The organism is Peristeroidobacter soli, assembly GCF_004138485.1.
In the GTDB taxonomy this organism is placed as follows: domain Bacteria; phylum Pseudomonadota; class Gammaproteobacteria; order Steroidobacterales; family Steroidobacteraceae; genus Steroidobacter; species Steroidobacter soli.
In genome coordinates this window covers 131893-155121 of the sequence record NZ_RYEV01000003.1, presented here as the reverse complement: position 1 = coordinate 155121, position 23229 = coordinate 131893, and the positions used below count along the sequence as shown (strand labels likewise).

Genomic DNA, 23229 nt, shown 5'->3' with positions numbered 1-23229 from the left:
GGCTATCTCACCCGCACTGGAAACGGCGGCGCCTTCGGCGTAGTCGGCGGATTCTTCGCGAGATCCGACAGCGCGATTTCGATCGCACGATCGAGCTGCGGATCGCGACCGGCGTTCACCTCACGCGGCCACTGCTCCACGTCCACATCCGGCGCGACGCCTTCGTTCTCCACACCATAGCCCTGCTCGGTCCAGAACGCGATATTCGGCGCCGTGATGCCGCCGCCGTCCAGCAACGGCGGGTAACCGAGGATGCCGACGAGGCCGCCCCACGTCCGCTTGCCGACGATGGGCCCGAGCTCGAAATGTTTGAACATCCACGGCAGCAAGTCGCCGCCGGAACCCGCGTTCTCATCGGCGAGCAGAATCTTCGGCCCCTGGATGGCGCCGCGCGGGCTCGTCAGGTCCGCGCCGTAACGCAACTTCCAATGGGCGATGGGAGGCCGGCGCAGAATGTCGATGTAGTAATCGGCGATCTGACCGCCGCGGTTGAAGCGCTCGTCGAGGATGATCCCGGCACGATCCGACTGCGGATAGAAATAGCGCTTGAACATGGTGTGTCCACCATTCGCCGTATCGGGCACGTGCACGTAGGCGAGCCGACCGCCGCTCTTCTCGGAGACGTAGCGGATGTTTCCTTCCACCCAATCCATGTAACGCAACGAGGTTTCATCGGCGATCGGCACGACGATGACATCGCGCGAACCTTTGCCGTCGGCGCTCGGGCCGACCGTGATGCGCACTTGCCGATCGACGCGATTCTCGAACAACGAATACACACTGGCCGGCGCGCGCAGCTCGACGCCGTCCACCGCCAACAGATATTCGCCCGGCTTGACGTACACACCCGGCGCGCGCAGTGGCGAGCGCAGATCGGGATTCCAGTTCAATCCCCCCAGAATCTTGCCGAAGCGATAGTGCCCCTGCTCGATCGTGTAGTCGACGCCGAGCAGGCCCACGCCAATTCTCGCCGGCTTGAACGGATCGTCGCCCGGAGTCTGGAAACTGTGACCCACCGCCAGCTCACTCAGCATCATCTCGATCACGCGATCCAGATCGCTGCGTCGGGCGAGATCGGGCAGGAACGCGCGATACTTCTCGCGCATCGCCGGCCAGTCGGCACCGTGGTAGTTGGCGGCGTAGAAGTAGTCGCGGTTGATGCGCCAGGCCTCATCGAGAATCTGCGACCACTCGGCTCGCGGCTCGACCCGTACACTGACGCTGCCAAGTGCGAGCTTGCCTTTGCCCGGCGGCAACTCATCCGCCACATCCGTGACGAACCAGTCCTGGCCGACGTGATAGCCGATCCGCTTGCCATCGCGCGACAGGACGAAGCTGTCCACACCACCCGCCAGCGTCTTCAGCTCGCGCTTGGCGAGCGTGAAGCGCTTCAGCTCGCCGGGCTTGCTAAGGGCTTCCTGCGCCGTGGCGCCTGAGCCTTCGATGAAATAGATCTCGCCACTTGCACCGACGCGCAGGTCGTGGCGCACGCCGACGCCCACCGGCAACGCGACGATGCGGTCCTCGATACCGACGGCATCGATACGAACCATCGGCGACTTACTGGCATCCTTGTCTTTGCCCTTGTCCTTGCTCTTCTTGTCTTCGGGCTCGGCCGTGGCACTCGACGATGCACCGAGATCCACTTCATCACTCTGCGGAGGCACCGCGCTCGGCCCGTCCTGCCGCAAGCTGATGGCATACAGTCCGTAACGCACCGGAGTGTCGATGTTGATCTGCGAGAACCAATCCTTCAGCGGACCGGCATCGGTGGACGCCAGCACATACAGGAACTCGCCGTTCGGATCGAACACCGGCTCGAGCATTTCGGACAAGCCGTCGGTCACCTGAATGGATCGACCCGTCTGCGCCGACCAGACATTCACTGTCTGAATCAAGCCCGACGCCTGCACCGTGTACGCCAGCCAGCGCGAATCCGGCGACCAGCTGGCTCGCATCAGATTGAGCGGCGAGTAAACCGGCTCGGACGCGATCTTGAGGTTCTTGCCCGTCGCCATCTCGGTCACCCACAGCGACTGACTGTTGTCGCGATAGGCGATGCGAGTGCCGTCGGGAGAGAACATCGGGCTATCGTAGAAACCGGCGCCCGCCAGCTTGTAACGACGCGGCTGGCCTTTGCCGTCCTGATCGCCGACCAGCAGCTCATATTCACCGCTGCTGTCGCAGAACCATGCGATCTGTTTGCCATCGGCCGACCAGGCCGGCGAGTGATCGTTCGCGCCGGTCGAGCGAGTGAGCTGCCGGGCGTCACCCTTCTCCGCCGGCACCGTGACGATCTCGCCGCGATAATTGAACGCCATGCGCTTCAGATCGGGAGAGGCTGTAGCCTCCCGGATCCATTTCGGATCGCTCGCCAGACGCGGCCGCGTCTCGACCAGGTCGGAAATCGCCGAGATACGAATCTGCTGTACCGAGTTGTCGCGGGTATCCAGCCGATGCAGATAGCCGGCGTGCTCGAATACGATGACACCCGCGCCATCCGACGTCGGATCGGTGATGGGGAAATCTTTCAGCTGCGTGAGCTGAGCGGCGCCGCTGGCATCCTGGCGAAACAGATTGAATTCGCCGTTGCGGTCGGAATTGAAATACAACGTGCCGCCGACCCACATCGGATCGGTATCGTTGCTGCCGCCCGCTGGCTTGGGCACTTCCTTCACCGAGTAGTCGCCCATGTCCATCAACCACACGCGGCTCTGCGTGCCACCGCGGTAGTTCTTCCATTGCTTGAACACTTCGCGATTCGGAATGTATGCAAGGGTGCGTCCGTCAGAGGACAACGCCGCCTTGGTGCCGAGCGGTACCGGGAGTCGCTCGGGCACGCCGCCGGTCACGGGGATTGAATAGAGCTGCGTCCCCTGCGCCACGAATCGGCCGCGTTCGGAATAGAACAGGACACGTCCGTTCGGTGTGAACCCGACCACCACATCGCGGCCGGGATGCCAGGTGAGGCGTCGCGCTTCACCGCCTTGCGCCGGCATCACGTATACATCGGTGTTATCGCCATAGTTGGCACTGAACGCCAACCACTGCCCGTCCGGCGAAAAGCGCAAGGCCGATTCTTTGCCGGGTGCCTGCGTCAAGCGGCGCGCACTGCCGCCGGTCAGAGAGGTCAGCCAGATATCATTGTCGTAAACGAAGGCCAGGTTCTGCCCATGCACGGCCGGGCTCGACAGCATTCGTGTGTTGCCCGCGTCCGCCGCGTGGCCCAACGGCGCCATCGCGAGACCGAGTGACGCAAGCATCGTGGTTTTTTTCATGGAATCTCCGAGGTCCGTTCGTGGCGCGACTGTACACGTCGCACCGGCGGTTTTTATCTGTTAGAGCAATCTGCGAGACATGATTTGGGGACCAAAGGGCTCGACGACGAGCGCTCCGGCCTGCTTCGAATCAGACGCAGGGTAGGGCAAGAAAGGTTGCACCAGAGTATTTGCGGCCTGTCGCCGTGAGGCCCAGACCAGCAGCACGGTCCCCGTGCCGCCGGAAGTCGGCTCCGTCATGAAGCGGCACGTGGACGTGTCGTGTCTATTATTGGCCGGCGCCTCCCGCAAACGAATAGGACAACTGGCCATACCAGAAGCGGCCGCGTGGATCGGCGTAGCCGGGATCGTAGCCGGTCTGGAAGAAATTCTGGCCACCGGCGTTTGTATACGGAGGATCGCGGTTCAGGAAGTTGCGAGCGCCGATCGCGAAACGCCAATTCTCCAGGTGATAAGCCACCTGCGCGTCATGGGTCAGATACGAGGCCACATCACGCACCTTGAATCCGGGCACCTCGGTGTCCTGGAAGTTGCCCGGCAGGTCGTGATAGCTGGTCTGGAAATTCTGAGTGATGGTCGCGTCCCACGGGCCGAGGCTCCAACCGAGCGTCAGATAGTGATGCCACCGCGGGATGACGCCGCCGGCGCCGTTCACGATCGGACTGACTTCGCCGAGAATGCTGTCGAAACTGCCGTCCGGATTCTGGACGTCATACTTGGTGAAGTAGGTGCCGACGATGGACGCGTTGAGCGAGCCGGCGCGACCGATGTCGAAGCGCGCCCGGAAATCGGCATCGACACCCGACACCCGGGTTTCGCCGAAATTCAGATTGATCTGATCGATGTTGACGATGCGTCCAGGCAAGCCCGGCGTCGCCGCCTCCGGCGCGCCGCGCGTGACCAGGCTGCCGAAACGGTCGACATCGGCGAGGATCGCCGTCGGCGCCACGCCAAAGATGATCGTGTCCTTCAGTTTCACGTAGAAGCCGTCGAAGCCGAAGGAGTAGTTCTGGGAAGGCTCGAACACGACGCCGAGCGTGTAGTTGTCCGACTCCTCGGGTTTCAGATCGGGATTGCCGCCGAGCGTGATCGGGAACTGGGTCGCGCAATCTCGCGAATCCTGATTGACGACGCCGTTGGCGTCGGCCACGCCGCAGCGCGCGGGATCGTTGAGACCCGCGGCCGATACGCCCGTCACTTGCGGTTGCCACAATTCCGACAGGCTGGGCGCCCGGAAGCCCCTGCCAGCCGAGCCACGCAGCAGCATCCAATCCGTCGGTCGCCAACGAACGCTGATCTTCGGTACGGTCTTGCTGCCCGTGCCTTGATAATCGTCGTAGCGCACGGCGAGGTTCGCTTCCAGCGACTGCACGATCGGGATGTTCAACTCCGCGAACGCCGCGTACACATCGCGACTTTGATCGATGGGGAAGAAGTTGCCGCCATACGAGGAAATATCGCCCGATTGAATCGCCGCGCTGGGGTTGGTTTCGAACTTCTCCTTGCGATATTCCATGCCGAGCGCCAGCGCCAGGGGACCGGCTTTCATCTTGACCAGATCGTGCGTGACGCTGGCGGCGATGCCTTCGATACTCGTCTTGGTCTCGTACGCCTGGCCCCGGAACTGCGCCGCGTCCGCGGCCGACAGCACATCGGCGGAGTTCTCACCGAAGAAATTCACCTGACCGCTATTGAGCAGCGGCAGGATCTGCGAGTACGCCGGCGCGCCGTTCCGGAAATCTTCCGTGAGCTTGGTTTCGGAATACAGTCCGGCCACATCCCAATTCCAGTCGCCGGTATCGCCACCGATACCGAGCACGAAACGCGGCTGATCGATCTGGTCGGTCCAGCGGCGATTGCCTGTGATGGCCGAGCGATAGCGCACCAGCAGATCAGGCGTGGCACCGCCGGTCTGTCCAGTGACAGCCGCGGTTGGATAGAAAGGACTGGAGGGTTGCAGCAACACGGTCGCGAAGCCGTTGTAGGGATCGAGATTGAACAGCGGATTGTTCTCCGGCAGCGCGAACTGATCGGAGAGCGGCACAGGCTGGATGGTGAACTGCATCCAGTTACTGCTGTATGAGGCTTCCAGATACGCGGTAACAGTCGGAGTGACTGCGTATCGTGCCGTGCCGTAGACATTCCAACGTTCAGCCTCGGGCAGCAACGCTACCTCGGGAGAGGGGTCGTAGCGACACACATCGGGACTGAAGAACGGATCCGATACCGACGGCGCGCAACCCGGTGCCCCGGGATTGATGGAGACCGTGCCGTCTTCGGATGCCACGTTGGCCGGAACAGCGTTGCCGGATGTCGTGTCGTTTTCCGCACCCTCGTTGATACTGGATCTGGCGAAGGCGCGCTCACGCCCGAACAGCGCCTTCTCCTTCTGCCAGCTGCCGACCAGCATCACATTGAAACGATCCGATTTGATATCGCCGTAGCCGAGCACGGCGCTCACCTTGGAAACGCCGGCGCCGCCATCGCTGGTATCGCCGTAGTAGGCATTCACATCCGCGCCTTGATAGTTCTTGCGCAGGACGAAGTTGATGACGCCGGCGATGGCATCGGAGCCATACACCGAGGACGCGCCTTCCTTCAGCACCTCGACGCGATCGACCGCCGCGAGTGGAATGCTGTTGATGTCGACGGAAGTACTGTCCGTGATCGTGCCGCCGCCGGAGACACGACGCCCGTCGATGAGCACGAGTGTGCGTTGTGAACCCAGGCCGCGCAGAGAGACGCTCGATACGCCGCCGGTCGTCGAGCCGGATCCGCTGGCCGATACCGTGTTGGTGTTTCCTTGCACGGCCACCGATACCGTCTGTAGAAATTGTTCGGAGGTCGTCACACCCTGACTCTGGATCTGTGCCTGGGTGATGGATTGAACCGGCAGCGCTCCTTCGTCGGTGCGGCGGATACGCGTGCCAGTGACGACGACTGTTTCGAGCTGATTCTCGTCCTCGGCCGCGACGGCGTACCGCATCGGCATCGCCACTGTGACCCCGAGCGCGATTGCACTCGTATATCCCAGTGAGTGAGCGATCACTCGAGGAAGCCGTGACTGCGAGGAACCTTCGCGCGCATTCGAGTACGACATAGACCTGTCCTCTGTGCAGCGGGGATGACCCTTGCTGTGTGCAGAAGCCGGCTTTGGCGCGCGTACAACGGCACACAGGTTCCCCCGCGAACCGGATGTGTCGATAGATAGACGAGCGCGTCGACGCATTGCCATGAAATGGGATGAGTCGCCTTGTGTGCGTGACGAGTGGCGTAAGTCGAGGTTGAACCACGGCAGGCGGCGTGTGAGCTCCGCTATCAGGCGCGTTGCGTGGCCGCGTCTTGCAGCGATCGCCGCATGTTGCTCAAAAGACGCCGCTTCTCAGCAATCGTAGGATGGCGCCGCTGCGCTCTCGATTCGAAACGAGGTAACGGCCACAGTGCAGCTGAAATCCAAAGCGGCCGCTCTCGAGCCGTTCGATGTAGTCGACCTGGCGCAGATTGATCAGCAGCGAACGCTCGATTCGCATGAAATCGCAGGGGCTCAACACATCGGACAGATACTTCAGTGTGGCACGGGTCAGGTATCGATCTTCGCCGACGTGGATGGTGACGTAGTTGCCATCGACCTGCAGGTAGTCGATGGACGACGTGTCGAGAAAATGAAAGCGATGCGCGCGCTCACCGATCAATCGCGGGCTGCGCAGCGACGGTCGCGACTCCGTGTCGATTGACGGCACAGCCGCTTCATTGACGTCGGGTGTCAACGAGCGCACCACCAGCTCACGCAGGCCTGGATGCTCGCTCGTTTGCTCCGCACTGGCCTGATACTTCAACTTCATGCACGCTCGGATACAGGGACACCACTGAAACTCCGGAGAGGGCCGATCGGATTCGTCATTGCGGTTGAGTGAATTCGCGCGCTCCTCCGGCAGCGTCGGGACGGTGCCGGAACTCGATATTTGCGGCCTTTGCCCCACTGACCGGGTCTTGACACCGCAGCCGTGCTGCCGGAAGGTTCGCGCCCCATGGAGCCGGAGTTTGCACCTCAATATTCCCCCAAGGAGCGCCGGCGTCGGTTGCTCGCGCATGGTGTGCTCGGCGCGCTGCTGGGGGCGGCTCTGTATTGGTGGGTGCTGCCTCGCTTCCACTCGTTCTCCGCCGGCGCGGCCTGCGAAGCCATCTTCGGCATCTCCGGTTCCACCATCCTGATTTACAGCGCGTTCGTGGGTGCTCCACTGGCCGCGGCGATCATGATCGTGCTGCTCACGGCTCGTCAGTCGATGGAAACCTTCGCGACTCGTCGCTATCCACCGCCGGGTCGCAAGGTCTATGGCCGGGTCAAGATCAAGAAGGGCTGGCAGGCCATCGCCTTCGCGCTGCTGCCGGCGATGTTCATTACTTATTTATGCGTGCTCAGCTCACAAGGCATGGATCGAGCCGCGCGCATGGCGCGTGAGACGCAGCTGTCCGCCGAGTGCGCGACCGGCCCCAAGGTCACTCGCCCTCGTCCGGATCGTTCTCGGCCCGGAAAAGAGCGCGATGAAACCGCTCCGGAGCGTTGAGAAAGTCGCGAGTCAATTTGTAATGCTCGGTCTCGCGATAGCCGACTTCACGCAGCTGGCCTTCCTCGATGCTGAAGATCGTGGCCCCAGGCAGGGTGAGAAGAATCGGTGAATGCGTGGCGATGACGAACTGCGCCACTTTCATTGACGCGAGCTGATAAAGAATGCTCAGGAATGTGAGCTGACGTCCTGGCGACAGCGCGGCTTCCGGTTCGTCGAGCAGATACACCCCATCTTCCATGCGATTCTCGAACAGGGCCAGGAAGCCCTCGCCATGAGATTGCTCGTGGAAAGATTTGCCGCCATAAGCTCGAAAGGAGCTGCCGACCTCTTCCAGATAGGTGGCGAAGTTGAAAAAGGTTTCGGCTCTCAGGAAGAAACCGTCGGTCACTTTCTGCCGCCAGCTGAGCGCCAGCGCACGACCCAGCGCGTGACCGTCCGCACCCTCGGCGTAAGAGTTGTCCTTGTTACCTCCCTGTGCATTGAAGCCCAACGCCCACGCCAACGCTTCCAGCAGCGTCGACTTTCCCGAACCATTCTCGCCGACCAGAAAGGTGACAGGCGTGGTGAGTTTCAGATCGAGCTTCTGATTCAACAGTGGGATCGTGAACGGGTGCACGCCTGGCTGCACTCTGTCTGAGTGCAACGAGATGCGATTGAGAAACGGACTGCCCGGCGTCTGGTGGACGACCGGCGTTTTGGAGGTTTTCGCCATGTGCATGAGATTTCAATTTCGCATGGCATTTCTATCATTGTTCGTTACTTCCGGCACCCCGCCGCTTTGATTATCCGCTCGGTCGAAGCCGGATACTTCGCAAGCTTGTCGGCCGGCCGTCGCGGGCGGCGCACGAGCTCCCCGCCGCAGTTCGGACACATGCCCTCCAGTCGTTGCCCGGCGCAGTCAGCGCAGAAGGCGCACTCGAACGTGCAGATCAGTGCCGACGTCGAGTCGGGTGGCAGATCGACGTTACAGCATTCACAATTGGGCCTGAGTTGCAGCATGACGCACTCCTTGGTCTGCGTAAGGTACCCCTGATCGCGATAGCGCGCCGCTGCGTCGCGGACCAGGGACGATCAATTACGGCCACAACTGATCATTGCTGGAGTTGTTCGTGGAAGTCCGGATCGTTCAATTCCCCGAGACCCGGGTCGCCGTCGCCGAGCATCGCGGCCCGCCGGCGCTCGAGTATGAAACGTCGCAGAAGCTGATCGAGTGGCGCATTCAACACCGCCTCTCGCCCGCAAATCATCGCACTTACGGCGTGCACTACACCGACCCACAAACGGTGACTCCGGCAGACCATCGGGTCGATTTCTGCGTGACCTACGACCTGCCCGTCGAGCCAAACCTTCAAGGCATCCTCGCCAAAATCATTCCCGCGAACCGCTGCGCCGTCGCCCGCCACCTCGGCTCTCGACGTCACAACTCCGCGGCGGTTTATCTCTATCGGGAGTGGTTACCGGCCAGTGGTGAGCAGCTGGCTGATTTCCCGATCTTCTTCCACTACGTGAACGTCGGACCCAACGTCCAGGAAGACGAGATGATCACGGATGTGTATTTGCCATTGAAGTGAGAGGACGCCCGCCTTACGGCGGGCACCTCGGTTGAATGGGACGGATAGCTAGCGTCGGTAGTAGTGCCGGTCTGAGCCATCGTACTGGCCGGTGAGCATGCAGCACTTCTTGAAACGACCTCCAGGAGCCGCATGGGCAGGGGTCGTTGCGCGAACGCGGCCACGCGGAATGGTAAGCCATCTTGCAGCTCGTTGCTGAAGCGACGTCAACTGAATACGCCCACCAACGCGTGCCGTACCGAATCGTTGACGAGCAACTCAACCACCGCGACGAAGATGAACGCCAGCCAGGCGATCAACGTATCGCTCAGGCGCCCGATGTAGAAGCCGACGACGGCCATGATGGCCGCGCAGATCACAGTCGTGAGAATGCCTTTCGTCTCCGCGCCCATGGAGGCGCCGGCGAACAGGCCGAGCCAGGCGAATAGCACGCCGAATGGACCGCGCTGATATTCAGCTTCATTGGCCACGGGCTTCCCGGCGACTGCGGCGAGTGGAGACTTCCAGTCGACATAGCTAAGCCGCCGGCCCGGCGGCTCAACAATGCGTACTTCCCCGCGCAGGAAAAGTTCAGTGCCCTACGAGCAATACCACTGCCGATGAGGTGGCGTTCAGTTACTCGCGCGTGCCGACGCCCCGGTGCAGCAGCCATACGCAGGCGATATACAAAACGACTGCGGCGCCGATCATGATGGTGTAGGCCAGCCCCACGTTCACATCGGACACGCCCAGGAAGCCGTAGCGGAACGCGTTCACCATATAAAGAATGGGATTGCCATGCGAGATACCCTGCGCCCAGCCGGGCAGCAGCTTGATGGTATAGAACACGCCGCCCAGATAAGTCAGCGGCGTCAGTACGAAGGTCGGGATGAACGAGATCTGATCGAAGTTCTTGGCGAAGATGGCGTTGATCATGCCGGCCAGTGCGAACACGATGGAGCTGAGCAGCACCGCCGAGAGCACCACCGTGATGCTGTGAATCTTCATGTGCGTGAAGATCAGCGTGATCGCGGTGACCACACCGCCGACGATGATGCCGCGGACCATGCCACCGACCACATAGCCCGCCACGATCAGCCAGCTGGGCAACGGCGACACCAGCAGCTCTTCGATGTGCTTGCCGAACTTCGCCCCGAAGAACGACGACACGACGTTGCCGTACGAGTTCGTGATCACCGACATCATGATCAAACCGGGCGCGATGTACTGAATGTACGTGTAGCCGCCCATGTCGCCGATGCGGCCGCCGATCAGGCTGCCGAAGATGATGAAGTACAGTGTCGCGGTGATCGCCGGCGGGACGATGGTCTGGCCCCAGATGCGAATGATCCGGCTGAACTCGCGAATGACGATGGTGTTGAACCCGACGATGTTCGTCTTCAACAGCGCGGGTTCTTTCACCGCGGCAGCCAGCGATGAGCGATCTACGGCGTTATCCATGGGCGGCCTCTTTCTGATTCACCAGCCGCATGAACAGCTCTTCCAGCCGGTTGGTCTTGTTGCGCATCGACAGCACTTCCATGCCGGAGGCGGACAAGCGCGAGAAAATGTCGTTCAGACTTTGATCCTTGGAGACTTCGATCTCCAGGGAATGATCGTCCGGCATGCTGACCGCGTAGCCCGGCAACACCGGCGGCGCACTGATGGGATTGCGCAGGTTGAACACGAACACCTCGGTCTGCAGTTTGCGCAGCACGCGGCTCATGCGGTCGTTCTCGATGATGCGCCCCTTGTCGATGATGGCGACGTGGCGGCACAGGTTCTCGGCTTCTTCGAGATAGTGCGTGGTCAGGATGATGGTCGTGCCGGCGGCGTTGATGTCGCGCATGAACGTCCACATGGTGCGACGGACTTCGATATCCACGCCGGCGGTGGGCTCGTCGAGGATCAGCAAGCGCGGCTCATGCATGAGGGCGCGGGCGATCATCAAACGGCGCTTCATGCCGCCGGACAGGGTGCGCGACACCGCGTTCCGCTTTTCCCACAACTGCAGTGCGGTCAGATATTTTTCCAGGCGCTGGGCGGCCAGCTGCCGGGGAATGCCATAGAACCCCGCCTGGTTCAGCAGAATCGTGGTGACTGTTTCAAATTGGTTAAAGTTGATTTCCTGGGGCACCAGGCCGATGCAGGACTTGGCCACCGCCAGCTCGGTGTCGATGTCGTGGCCGAACACCCGAACTTTGCCGCTGGTCTTGTTGACCAATGAGGTGACGATGCCGATGGCGGTGGTCTTGCCGGCGCCATTGGGCCCCAGCAGTGCGAAGAAATCCCCTTCCTCGACGGCCAGGTCGATCCCCTTGAGCGCCTGAACGCCGTTCTTGTAGGTCTTTGTGAGCTGCTCGAAGGTCAGTGCTTGCATGGCGCCTTCAGCCCCCGTACAGGGTGGCGATGACATTGATCGGAGTGGGAAAAGTGGCTGCGAAGGGTATCGGGCCGGACCCGCGCCAGCAAGGCAGGCACGGTCACCAATGTCGTGCCTGCAACGAACTGCTGGAATGACCGACGTGTCGGTGGGCCGACAGCGGGCGGATTTTCGCTGTCACAGGTGGCTTGACGGCACGATTTCAGGGCGCATCATGACGGCCTTGCGCTAACGCAACTCAGCATGTACACGAGCTTTTTTGGCCTGGGCGAGAAGCCCTTCGCGATCACCCCCGACCCGCGCTACCTCTTCATGAGCGAGCGGCATGCGGAGGCGCTCGCGCATCTTTTGTACGGCATCACCGAGGCCGGCGGCTTCATTCAGCTGACGGGCGAAGTCGGTACCGGCAAGACCACCATCGTGCGCTCGCTGCTGGAGCGCATGCCGGGCCATGCCGACGTGGCGGTCATCCTCAACCCTCAATTGACGCCGGTTGAGTTTGTCCTGACGATCTGCGAAGAGCTGGGCATCTTCATGCGCGACGAGGACGCCACCAGCATCAAGGATCTGGTGGATCTGTTGAATCGTCGGCTGCTCGAAGCCAATGCCAAGGGCCGCCGCATCGTGGTGATCGTCGACGAGGCGCAGAACCTGATGCCGGCGACGCTCGAGCAAGTGCGTCTGTTGACCAATCTCGAAACCGCGTCCAAGAAGCTGCTGCAGATCATCCTGATCGGCCAGCCCGAACTGCGCGAATTGTTGGATCGCGTCGAGTTGCGTCAGCTCGCTCAGCGCATCACCGGCCGGTATCACCTCGCACCGCTGTCTCGAAGCGAGACAGCGTCGTATGTGAATCACCGACTCAAAGTCGCGGGCGCTCAAGGTGAGATCTTCAGCAACGCGGCCTTGCGCGAAGTGCATCGACTGAGCGGCGGCGTGCCTCGCATCATCAATGTGATTTGCGATCGCGCGCTGCTCGGCGCGTTCACGCAGGAACAACATCGTATCGGGCCGGGAATGATTCGTGAGGCGGCCAGCGAAGTGTATGGTCGCTCGTTCAATCCGCCGTGGATGAAGTTGCTGGTCGGCTCGGCGGGCAGCATCGCCGTGCTGGGCCTGACGCTCGGCATCTGGCAACTCACTCGAACGACCGACGCCGAACCTGTCGCCGCAGCGCCTGCGCCAGCTGTCGTCGAACCGGCGCCGGTACAGCTCGCGCAAGCCGAACCGGCTCTGCCGCCTCCGCCGCCGCGTCCTCAAGATGTCGCCGAAGTCCTGGTGGAAAAGGTCGGCATGACCAATACCGAGAGCGCGTTCAGTCAGCTGTTCGCTCTGTGGGGCGCGAAGTTCACGCCGAAGGGTGGCCGGCCGTGCGACCAGGCGAGCAAACAAGGTCTTTCGTGCGTTTATCAGCAAGGCACCTGGGGCCAGCTGCGCACTTTGAATCGTCCCGCGATCCTGACCCTGATCGACGAGGACAGTAACGCGCATCAGGTCGTGGTCTCCGGACTGGTGGGCGACACCGCCAAGATCAACTTGCCGGATGAAACCAGGATGGTGTCGATCGCCTCGTTGTCACGACTCTGGTACGGCGATTATCTGGTGATGTGGCGGCCGCAACTCGGCTCGGCGCGTCCGCTGTCGGCCGGCATGCAGGGCGACGGCGTGCGCTGGCTGCGCACCAAGCTCAATACTGTCGCCGGCAAGCCTGAAGGCGCGCCGGCCAGCGATTACTACGATGAGGACCTGGTGAAAATGGTCGAGGACTTTCAGCGCCAGTATCGCTTGAACGTCGACGGCATCGCCGGCGTGCAGACTCAGATCGTGCTGGACGCGCTCGGCAACGCGCCCGGCACGCCGGTGCTGGTGGCGCAGGCTCGGGGAACGAGCTGATGAGCTTCATTCTCGATGCCCTGAAAAAATCCGAGAACGAGCGTCAACGCAATACCGGCCCTTCACTGGCCGATGTGCGAGCGGTCCGGCGCAGTAACGAGCGGCCGTGGTGGGTCGTTGCGGTGGCAGCGCTGCTGGTCGTGAATCTGGGGGTGTTGCTGGTCGTCCTGCTTCGCAATGGCGACGCGAAGTCGCCGCAGTCAGCTCAAGCGGCACCGGCTCCCGTGCCAAGCGCGCCGCCGCCACAAGCTGTGCCTCAGCAGAATTACAACGCGCAGCCTGCACCGGCGCAGCAGTACCAATATCAGTATCAACAGCAACAGCAGCGTCCGCAGCAGCAGAGCTATCAACAGACTGTGCCGACCGATCCGTCAGTGCGCTCGCTCGCGGACGAAGCCAGCGGCTACGGCGAGGGTTATCCGGAGGATCCGGCGAACTCACATCTGTCCAGCGCAGCGGCTGTGCCCGAAGGCCCGCCGATGGTTCGTCAGATTCAAGCGCCTTCGGTCGCTCCGCTGCCGTCGGGCGCAGTGTTTGAAGCGAAACAGGCCGCGAATGCGCCCGCTGCGGGCAGTGGCGCGCTGGTCGGTAATGAAACATTGCCGACGCTCGAGGATCTGGCGTCGAGCGGCACCAACCTGCCCGACCTGCATCTGGACATTCACGTGAACTCGCAGAAGCCCAGCGAGCGCTTCGTGTTCGTGAACATGAAAAAGTACCTGGAAGGCGAAGTGCTCAAAGAAGGCCCGACCGTGGAGCGGATTACTCCCGAGGGCGTGATTCTCAACCAGCGCGGCTTGCGGTTCCTGCTGCCAAGACAATAACCAACGCCTGTGAATCTTCGCGGGCATGAAGGGCGAACGGACTTGTCATGCCTGCCCCAGTTCATACGCTGAACGGCGCCCGCCTCAGTCGCCTGCTCCGCGCCGGCATTCAACGCCTGCTCGCCGATCAGGAGCATTTGAATCGGATCAACGTGTTTCCCGTCCCCGATGGCGACACCGGGACCAACATGGCACTCACCATGGGCGCCGTGCTCGCGAGCCTCCGTCGAGGCGCGGATGACCATGCCGGCAGCACACTCACTCGCGCAGCCGACGCGGCACTCGATGGCGCTCGCGGCAACTCCGGTGCGATCCTGGCGCAGTTCTTTCTAGGGATGGGCGACAGCGCCGCATCACACGCCGCGTTATCGACTGCGCAATTCGCGACAGCAGTAACCACCGGCGCGACCTACGCTCGCGATAGTTTGTCCGAACCGCGCGAAGGCACAGTGCTCACTGTGATCACCGACTTCGCCGCCGAAACCGCGCGGCTCGCCGCCACGGGCTTGCATGACTACCTCGGCCTGTTCTCGCAAGCACTCCTCAAAGCTCGCACCTCGCTTCAGCGGACGTCGGATCAGCTCGAGGAATTACGCGCCGCTCGGGTCGTCGATGCCGGAGCGCAGGGCTTTGTCGATTTGCTCGAAGGCATGGCGGAACATTTGCATCGTGATGTCGATGCGGAACCTGCTGAGGTCGCCATCACTGCGGCGGAACATGAAGCGGCCGCTGGGGAAACGCACGACCTGTCTCACCGCTTCTGCACCGAGTGCACGATCACGAATGCAACCATCGATCGTCGCAAGCTGCGCGAGCAACTCGCCGCGCTCGGTTCGTCGCTGGTGCTGGCGGGAACGACGCGCAAATCGAAAGTTCACATCCACGTCAACGAGCCGGCCGAGGTGTTTCGCATCGCCGGCTCGTTCGGTGAAGTGACCGGTCAGAAGGCCGACGACATGCAGCGCCAGCAACAGGCGGCGCATGCCCGCCAGCGCCGCGTTGCCGTTGTGACGGACTCAGTCGCTGACATTCCGGATGACCTGCTCGATCAGCTCGGCATTCACGTCGTGCCCCTGCGCATTCAATTCGGCGAGCAGAGTTATCTGGATAAGGTCGGTCTGTCGCCCGAGGAATTCCTGGCCGAGCTGGTTCGCAATCCGAAACATCCCAAGACATCGCAGCCGCCGGCCGGCGACTTTCGTCGTCAGTTCGAATTCCTCGCCTCGCATTTCGACGCGATCGTTTCGATCAATGTCACAGGGAAGGTCAGCGGCACGCACAACACCGCGCAATCCGCGGCAGAGCGAGTGCAAAGTGCGAGCACCATTGAAGTGCTCGACTCAGGCAATGCATCGATCGGTCAGGGCCTGCTCGCGATCTACGCCGCTGAGTTGGCCGCGAAGGGTTTCGACGCCGCATACATCGTTGCCGCCGTTCGCAAGATGATTCCTCTGACGCGCACGTACGCGTTGATCGGCTCACTCGAATACGCCGTTCGTGGTGGCCGCGTGAAGCCTGCGGTGAAATCCATCGCGAACGCGTTGGGCCTGTCGCCTGTGCTCGCCAGTCACACGGACGGCCGCGTCGCGCCCGCCGGCATGCTGTTCGGCCGACGCAATCGGCGGGCCAAATTGATCCGCTTCATCACCCGGCGCATGCATAGGGGCCGGTCCTATCGCGTCGGCATCGGTCATGCGAATGCAGAGGCCGATGCGCACGACCTGCTCGAACAACTGCGGCGCGCGCATCCTTGTATAGAAAGCGCTTTCGTGATGCCGGTCGGCAGCACCCTTACCGCCCACGGCGGCCCGGGGACCCTCGTGGTGGGCGTTCAGCCAACCCATTCTTAGACATCGATTTAGTCATTGACACTGTGTCAAATACTGGCGCACCATGCGCCCATGTCCTATATCGCCGACCGCCGCCAGGAAGAGAAAGACCGCCGACGCAATGAAATCGTCGACGCGGCCGAGGGCCTGTACCGGGAGACCGGTTGGGAAGCCGTCACCATGGACGGCGTGGCACGTAAGGCTCGCCTAAGTCGAGCTCTGGTATACGTGTACTTCAAGGACAAGGGCGAACTGCTGCTGGCGATCACCGGTCGGGCGATGGAAACACTTCACTCACGCTTCGAAGAGGCCAGTGCGCGCACTCGCATCGGCCTCGATCAGATCGAAGCCATAGGGCGGGCGTACATGGCGTTCGGCATGGAATTTCCCCATTATTTCGATGCTTGCTCGCGCCTGGAACAGCGTGCGACCGGCACGCCGGTAGAGGGGTCGCATGAAGCCGCCGCGTTCCAGATGGGCCTGAAGGTTCACGGTGTGGTGGTGGCTTCGCTGGCAGCCGGGCAACGCGATGGAAGCATCCGCGCCGACCTCGGCGACCTGCAAGTCACTTCCCGGGTGCTGTGGGGTTTTACGCACGGGTTGACCCAGATTGCGATTACCAAGGCCGGCCCGCTGGCGGAGTCCGGCATCACGGTGCCGCAGCTGACCCAGCAAGCCATCGCGATGATTCGCTACACATTGGCCGGTACGGGGCGGTCGTTGGCCGGTTAACGCTGGTTTTTATTTGAGCCATTTTTGACACTTGTCTAACGACTGAACAGTTGTGGCAATCGATGACGGAGCGCCACGAAAGGGATCGAGCATGCGAGCGCCACCTCTTCTGGCGATGATCGGCCTGTGCCTGAGCGCGACCGGCGCTGGGGCGCAAGCGCCAGCGGGCGGCGGTGACTTCGATTCGGTCGTCGCCAACTATGTGGCCGAAGGCTTGCGCAGCAACCTCGCCCTGCAGAGCCAGCATCTCGAAGTAGAAAAGGCGGCAGGGGCCCTCGCGGAGGCGCGCGCCCGATTCTTCCCCGAGCTTTCTTTCGAAGCTCGCTATACCCGCGCCGAGGGCGGCCGGGTCATCGATATTCCGATGGGCTCCGCACTCAATCCGGTTTACTCGACCTTGAACGAGATGCTGGTGGCGCAAGGCCAGCCGGCGCGTTTCCCGCAAGTGGCGGATCAGAGCATTCCGTTCCTGCGCACCGAAGAACAGGATACGCGAGTGCTGTTGCGTCAGCCGTTATATGCGCCTGCAATTCCCGCAGCCGTCCGCGCTCAGCGTGCGTTGCTGGACGCGAGCAGCTTCAATCGAATGGCGATTGCGCGCGCACTCCGTCGCGACATCACCGTCGCGTACGTGGATTGGCTGAAAGCGCGCAGCTCGGTCGAGATCGTTGCCGCCAGCGAAGCCTTGTTACAAGAGAATCTGCGCGTCAACGAATCGTTGTTCGGTAACGGCAAGATCACCGAAGACCTGGTGCTGCGAGCCAAGGCCGAGCTGCTGGAAGTCGAACAACAGAAGCGCGACACCCAGAATCTGGCCACTCAGGCGCAGAGCTTTTTCAACTTCCTGCTCAATCGACAGCTGCAGTCGTCGATCGAGCCCACCTCGCCTCCCAACAACGCTACCGGCAGCGAAGCCGCGCTCGAGCAGCTGTGGTCGACGGCGCTGAATCGTCGTCCGGAGATCGCACAGAACGAACAGTTGCGACGCGCGAGCGAAGAGCAGGTGCGGATTGCTCGAAAGCAGAAATGGCCGACCTTGTCGCTCGGCGTGGATGCGGGCACACAGGGCGAGGACTATCGTTTCGGCGACGGCTATAACTTCGGCACGGCGTCGCTCATCTTCAGCTGGCGCATCTTCGATGGCGGCGGCGACACTGCGCGCGTTCATCAAGCACGCTCCGCCGAGAAACAACTCGTGTTGCGACAGGAAGAGATCGCGCAACAGATCCGGCTCGAAGTGCAACAGTCTTACGATCGGCTCACCACCGCGCGGGATTCGCTGGCAACCGCCGCGGCTCGAGCGGAAGCGGCGCGCGCGGCCTTCCGTATTGCCAGCCGCAAACGTGACGAAGGGGTGATCAGCCAGGTCGAATTCATCGACGCCCGCAGCGCGCTCACCAGCGCCGAGCTGAATCACAACCTCACCCGCTTCAACGTGCTCGCGCGCCGCGCCGAGCTGGAATATGCGACCTCGACGGGTGAAATCCCGCTCGATCCAGGAGTCTGATCATGCCGCGCCTGTTCAGTGTTCTACCTCCGCTGCTGCTGTCCGCCAGCTTGCTGGCCATCGCGGGCTGCAACAGCAACGCTGACGATCCACCGCCGGTCGAGCTTGCACGAGTTCGCACGGCACCGGCGGTTGTCGGTCCGGCGGCGCCCACTATTCGCACCAACGGCTTGCTTGCCAACGAAGACGAGATTCGCCTGTCGTTCAAAGTGGGCGGTGTCATTCGCCGGTTGTCGGTGACCGAGGGCGAGCAAGTGCGCAAAGGTCAGAAGCTCGCCGAGATCGAGCAGACGGAAATCGATGCTCAGGTCGAGCAAGCGGCGCAGGCTCATGAGAAGGCGCGTCGTGATCTCGAGCGCGGCGAGCGTTTGTATGCGGACAAAGTCATCAGCCTCGAACAGCTGCAGGATCTGCGCACACAGCTCGCAGTCAATGAAGCGGCTTTGAACTCGGCCAGGTTCAACTGGAGTTATGCCGCCATCGTTGCGCCTCACGACGGCACCGTTCTGCGTCGCCTCGCTGAAGAGCGCGAGCTGGTCCAGGCCGGCAATCCCATCCTGGTGCTCGGCTCGAAGGACAAAGGTTTTATCGTGCGCACCGGCCTGGCCGATCGCGAAATCGTGCAAGTGAAGTTGGGCGACGAAGCGCAGATTCGCCTCGATGCCCTGCCCGGCAAGACATTGGCCGGCAAAGTCACTGAAGTATCCGGCGCCTCCGATACGGGCAGCGGCATGTTCGGCATCGAAGTTTCGTTGGATCCGATCGATCTGCCGTTGAAGAGCGGCCTGGTCGCGAAGCTCACCATCATTCCGTCGACCGCCAAAGCCGGCGAGCGTATCTACGTTCCCATCGGCGCTATTGTCGAGGGAGACGGCCGCACCGCCCGCGTGTTCGTGCTCGAACAGAATCACGCCCGTCGTCGCGAGGTCAATGTGGCCTTCATCGAAGGCGAGACCGTCGCGCTCGACACCGGCCTGAAGGCTGGCGAGCAAGTCATCACCGACGGCGCGCAATATCTGGAAGACGGCGAGGAAGTGGCCCTCGCCGAGCCTCTGACGGCGAACCGGGAGTAGCCCATGAGCTTCCTGGAATTCCCCATCAAGCGCTACCAGTTCACGCTGGTCGCGTTCGCCATGCTGGTGGCGCTCGGCATCTCCTCGTTCATGAGCATTCCGCGACAGGAAGACCCGTACTTCCCGATCCCGATCTATCAGATCATCGTCGCGTACCCCGGCGCCGAACCTCGGGATGTCGAACGCCTGGTCGTCAAACCCATCGAGGATCGGATCAGTGAGCTGGACGACATCAAGAAGATCGAGTCGTTCAGCAACGATGGCCTGGCCACGATGGTCGCCGAGTTCTACAGCACGGCCGATGCCGAAAAGAAATACGACGAGGTGGTGCGAGAGATCAACGCGCTGCGCCCCACGCTGCCGGCCGAAATCGCGCGACTGGAAATCAAGAAGAGCAATCCGGGGCTGGTGAACATTGTGCAGTTCGCGCTGGTGTCGCCGGATGCGCCGTATCGCGAGCTGGAAGATCAGGCGCGCGATCTCAAAGACATGTTGAAAGCCGTCGACGGCGTCCGCACCGCCGAAACGTGGGCCTATCCCGCTCGCGAGCTGCGCGTGGCGCTCGATCTGCCTCGCATGGCCGAGCTGCGGCTCGCACCCAGCAGGGTGATCGAAGCTCTGCAGAGCGAGAACACGACGGTACCCGGCGGCGCGATCGATGTGGGCAGCCGCAGCTTCAGCGTCAAGACTTCGGGCAGCTACGAATCATTGGACGAAGTGCGCGACACCGTCGTCGCCGCCATCGACGGCCGCACCGTGCGTATTCGCGATGTCGCCGAAGTGAACTGGGATACGCAGGAACATACGTACCTGGGCCGCTTCAACGGCCAGCGCGCTGTGTTCGTCACCGCCAATCAGAAAGACGGCTACAACATCTTCGAGGTCCGCAAGCGTATCCTGGAAGCTTCGAAGAAATTCGAGCAGCAACTGCCCAAGCGCATCAAGCTGGAACTGGGCTTCGATCAATCGGACAACGTCGCGACACGCTTGAATCGGCTGACCACCGACTTCGCCATCGCGATCGCGCTGGTCGCCATCACATTGCTGCCGCTCGGCCTGCGTGCTGCCAGCATCGTGATGATCTCCATTCCGCTGTCGCTGGCCATCGGCGTGTCCACGCTGCACATGGTGGGTTACTCGCTGAATCAGATTTCGATCGCCGGCTTCGTCGTCGCGCTCGGCCTGCTCGTGGACGACTCCATCGTCGTCGTTGAAAACATCTCACGCTTCCTGCGCGAGGGCCATTCGCGCACGCAGGCGGCAATCCTGGCGACGCGTCAGATCTTCCTGGCGATCCTCGGCTGTACGGCTACGATCATCTTCGCCTTCCTGCCGTTGATGATGCTGTCCGGCCCGTCCGGCAAATTCATTCGCGTGCTGCCGACGGCGGTACTTTCGACGGTGCTTGCATCGTTGCTGATTGCACTGACCATCATCCCCTTCCTCGCCAGCCGCATTCTCAGCAAGCACGAGAAAGCGGAAGGCAATCGACTGCTGCAGTCCGTGCAACGTGGCATTCACCGGTTCTATCAGCCGCTGTTGCATCGGGCCTTGACCAAACCGAAGTTGACCGTGTGGGGCTCGCTCGCGGCGTGTTTCGTGATCATGATTGGCGTGGGCGGCATCATCGGCTTCAGTCTGTTTCCGAAAGCGGATACGCCAAACTTCATCGTGACGGTGGAGACCCCTGACGGCAGCAGCCTGGCCGAGACCGATCGCGCGCTGAAGTTCGTCGAACAGCGCTTGACCGCGCTGCCCGAAGTCGCGTCGTATTTCACGAACCTCGGTCATGGCAACCCGAAGATCTATTACAACGAGTTCGGCAACGAAGGCGCCAGCAACTACGGCGACATCTTCGTCAAGCTGAAATCGTACGACACCAGCGACACACCCAAGAAACTGGAGACTCTGCGTCGCGAGCTGAAGCAGTATCCGAACGCGCACATCTATGTGAAGGAGTTCCAGAACGGTCCGCCGATCACGGCGCCGATTGCGATTCGGGTCGTCGGACCGGAGCTCGACGAGTTGGATCGGCTGGCGGGCAAGGTCGAGCAAGTGATCAAGGAGACGCCGGGCACGCGCGATGTCGAGAATCCCGTGCGCATCAAGCGCACCAACTTGCAGCTGAAGATCGACTCGCAGAAGGCGGCATTGTTTGGCGTGCCGGCGATCGAGTTCGATCGTGCCGTACGACTGGCGGTCGCAGGAATTCCGGCGAGCCGCTACAAGGAAACCGACGGCGAGCAGTACGACATCATGGTTCGCGCACCGATCACCGAGCGCGCCGACATTCACGCGCTCGATCAGGTGCGTGTGACGACGCTGAGCGGAGCGACGCTGCCGCTGAGCCAGCTCGCTCAAGTGGAATTCGCCGCTGCGCCGACTCAGATCGATCGCTACAACCGTTCACGGGCAGTGACGATCAATGCGGAAGTTCAAAACGGCTACAACACCGATCGCGTAACGACCGAAGTGTTGAGCCGACTCGATCAAATGCAGTGGCCGCGCGGATATTCCTACGTGCCGGGCGGCGAGCTGGAGAGTCGCGCGGAAAGTTTCGGCGGCTTGCAGGCTGCGACGATCGTGGCGCTGCTCGGCATCGTCGCGGTGCTGGTGCTGGAGTTCGGCAGTTTCAAGAGCACGCTGATCGTGCTGAGCGTCGTGCCCTTCGGTATCGCCGGCGGCATCCTGGCGCTGGGCCTGGCCGGTTACAGCATCTCGTTCACGGCGACCATCGGCTTCATTGCGCTGATTGGCATCGAAACCAAGAACTCGATCCTGCTGGTCGATTTCACCAACCAGTTGAGAGCGGATGGCATGCCGCTGGATGAAGCCATCGAGCGCGCCGGTGAGATTCGCTTCCTGCCGATTCTGTTGACCAGCGCGACTGCGATCGGCGGTCTGTTGCCGCTGGCGTTGCAGAACGCGGGCATGTACTCGCCGCTGGCGTGGGTCATCATCGGCGGCCTGATCTCGTCGACACTGATCGCACGAGTCGTCACGCCGGTGATGTACAAACTGATTCCGCCGGCGATCGAGGTGAGGAAGACGACCGCATCGTCCGCGGCCGCTCATGCCACTGCGCCGGGACAGATCTCTCCGGCGACGCCTTAAGTAATTCCTCGGAACCCCCACTCGCTCTCCGTCGCAAGACGGAGAGCGTTTTTTTCAGGTGGCGGCGATCGCTTCGACTTCGATCAGCGCGCCGAAGTGCAAATCCTTCGCCGCGATGACCGCGCGCGCCGGACGGTGTGCGCCCAGCATCTCGCTGTAGACGGCATTCACGGCCGGCCAATCGTCCATATTTACTATCGTGATGTTCACTTTCAGTAAACGCGACAGATCGCTGTTCGCCGCGCGCAGTACTTTCTCGATCTTTTCCAGGCAGAAGCGCGTCTGGCGGGAGACGTCGCCGGCCTCGGCGTCGGACATGCCGGGACCGCGACCGAGCTGGCCTGAGGCGTAGATCACGCCGCCATGCTCGATGCCGTAAGCGTAGTGACCGTTGGGTGGCGGAAGATCGGGGACGTCGATGACGCGGGGTTTCGATGAGCTCATACGCGCCATCATAACCCGTGCCCACCCGCGGATA

General features: G+C 61.9%; 19 protein-coding genes. 9 read left to right on the top strand and 10 right to left on the bottom strand.

Translation table 11 applies throughout. The features are described from left to right. Positions 1-2: 2 nt before the first annotated feature. The 3 genes from EKO19_RS09465 to EKO19_RS09455 form a co-directional block, all read right to left on the bottom strand. Entirely contained in the window at positions 3-3278 is a 3276-nt protein-coding gene (locus EKO19_RS09465; protein WP_129776188.1) for a S41 family peptidase, read from the bottom strand. Positions 3279-3546: 268 nt separating this feature from the next. After that, a complete protein-coding gene (locus tag EKO19_RS09460; protein WP_175597006.1) occupies positions 3547-6264 on the bottom strand; it encodes a TonB-dependent receptor plug domain-containing protein in 2718 nt (905 codons plus the stop codon). 379 nt (positions 6265-6643) lie between these two features. Beyond that, positions 6644-7120, bottom strand: coding sequence for a LytTR family DNA-binding domain-containing protein (locus EKO19_RS09455; protein ID WP_157995191.1), 477 nt, complete (start codon positions 7118-7120; stop codon positions 6644-6646). Between the two features lie 186 nt (positions 7121-7306). On the opposite strand from EKO19_RS09455, the gene EKO19_RS09450 reads away from it, so the two are divergent. Continuing rightward, positions 7307-7843 (top strand): hypothetical protein, encoded by a 537-nt coding sequence (locus tag EKO19_RS09450; RefSeq protein WP_157995190.1) that lies wholly within the window; start codon positions 7307-7309, stop codon positions 7841-7843. Here the strand turns inward: EKO19_RS09450 and EKO19_RS09445 are convergent. Together EKO19_RS09445 and EKO19_RS39795 are read right to left on the bottom strand one after the other, a co-directional pair. Then, positions 7776-8564, bottom strand: coding sequence for an AAA family ATPase (locus tag EKO19_RS09445; RefSeq protein WP_217705229.1), 789 nt, complete (start codon positions 8562-8564; stop codon positions 7776-7778). The genes EKO19_RS09450 and EKO19_RS09445 overlap by 68 nt on opposite strands. Before the next feature lie 38 nt (positions 8565-8602). Next, a complete protein-coding gene (locus tag EKO19_RS39795) occupies positions 8603-8845 on the bottom strand; it encodes a DUF1272 domain-containing protein (protein WP_129776184.1) in 243 nt (80 codons plus the stop codon). A 110-nt stretch (positions 8846-8955) separates the two neighbouring features. On the opposite strand from EKO19_RS39795, the gene EKO19_RS09435 reads away from it, so the two are divergent. After that, on the top strand, positions 8956-9417 hold the full coding sequence (locus EKO19_RS09435) for an AraC family transcriptional regulator (RefSeq protein WP_157995189.1): 462 nt from the start codon (positions 8956-8958) through the stop codon (positions 9415-9417). A 13-nt stretch (positions 9418-9430) separates the two neighbouring features. Here EKO19_RS09435 and EKO19_RS39790 read toward each other — a convergent pair whose 3' ends face one another. From EKO19_RS39790 to EKO19_RS09420, 4 genes are all read right to left on the bottom strand, one after another. Further along, positions 9431-9598 (bottom strand): SEC-C metal-binding domain-containing protein, encoded by a 168-nt coding sequence (locus EKO19_RS39790; protein WP_407676642.1) that lies wholly within the window; start codon positions 9596-9598, stop codon positions 9431-9433. 25 nt (positions 9599-9623) lie between these two features. Beyond that, a complete protein-coding gene (locus EKO19_RS09430) occupies positions 9624-9887 on the bottom strand; it encodes a hypothetical protein (RefSeq protein WP_129776182.1) in 264 nt (87 codons plus the stop codon). A 145-nt stretch (positions 9888-10032) separates the two neighbouring features. After that, positions 10033-10857 (bottom strand): ABC transporter permease, encoded by an 825-nt coding sequence (locus EKO19_RS09425; protein ID WP_129776181.1) that lies wholly within the window; start codon positions 10855-10857, stop codon positions 10033-10035. Continuing rightward, the gene (locus tag EKO19_RS09420; RefSeq protein WP_129776180.1) at positions 10850-11776 is read right to left on the bottom strand and encodes an ABC transporter ATP-binding protein; all 927 of its coding nucleotides are present in this window, start codon (positions 11774-11776) and stop codon (positions 10850-10852) included. The genes EKO19_RS09425 and EKO19_RS09420 overlap by 8 nt, the downstream gene beginning before the upstream one ends. Before the next feature lie 246 nt (positions 11777-12022). Between EKO19_RS09420 and EKO19_RS09415 the strand changes: the two genes are divergently transcribed. The 7 genes from EKO19_RS09415 to EKO19_RS09385 all read left to right on the top strand — a co-directional run bounded on the left by EKO19_RS09415 (position 12023) and on the right by EKO19_RS09385 (position 22751). After that, the gene (locus EKO19_RS09415) at positions 12023-13672 is read left to right on the top strand and encodes an ExeA family protein (RefSeq protein WP_129776179.1); all 1650 of its coding nucleotides are present in this window, start codon (positions 12023-12025) and stop codon (positions 13670-13672) included. Further along, positions 13672-14496: a general secretion pathway protein GspB gene (locus EKO19_RS09410; RefSeq protein WP_129776178.1), complete on the top strand. Its 825-nt coding sequence runs from the start codon at positions 13672-13674 to the stop codon at positions 14494-14496. Before EKO19_RS09415 ends, EKO19_RS09410 begins: the two co-directional genes overlap by 1 nt. A gap of 47 nt (positions 14497-14543) precedes the next feature. Beyond that, positions 14544-16346: a DAK2 domain-containing protein gene (locus tag EKO19_RS09405; protein WP_129776177.1), complete on the top strand. Its 1803-nt coding sequence runs from the start codon at positions 14544-14546 to the stop codon at positions 16344-16346. 51 nt (positions 16347-16397) lie between these two features. Beyond that, entirely contained in the window at positions 16398-17057 is a 660-nt protein-coding gene (locus EKO19_RS09400; RefSeq protein WP_129776176.1) for a TetR/AcrR family transcriptional regulator, read from the top strand. 91 nt (positions 17058-17148) lie between these two features. Next, positions 17149-18564 (top strand): TolC family protein, encoded by a 1416-nt coding sequence (locus tag EKO19_RS09395; RefSeq protein WP_129776175.1) that lies wholly within the window; start codon positions 17149-17151, stop codon positions 18562-18564. A 2-nt stretch (positions 18565-18566) separates the two neighbouring features. After that, entirely contained in the window at positions 18567-19637 is a 1071-nt protein-coding gene (locus EKO19_RS09390) for an efflux RND transporter periplasmic adaptor subunit (RefSeq protein ID WP_129776174.1), read from the top strand. 3 nt (positions 19638-19640) lie between these two features. Continuing rightward, positions 19641-22751, top strand: a complete 3111-nt coding sequence (locus EKO19_RS09385; RefSeq protein ID WP_129776173.1) for an efflux RND transporter permease subunit — start codon at positions 19641-19643, stop codon at positions 22749-22751. A gap of 54 nt (positions 22752-22805) precedes the next feature. Here EKO19_RS09385 and EKO19_RS09380 read toward each other — a convergent pair whose 3' ends face one another. Further along, the gene (locus EKO19_RS09380) at positions 22806-23195 is read right to left on the bottom strand and encodes a RidA family protein (protein ID WP_157995188.1); all 390 of its coding nucleotides are present in this window, start codon (positions 23193-23195) and stop codon (positions 22806-22808) included. Between the last annotated feature and the right edge of the window lie 34 nt (positions 23196-23229).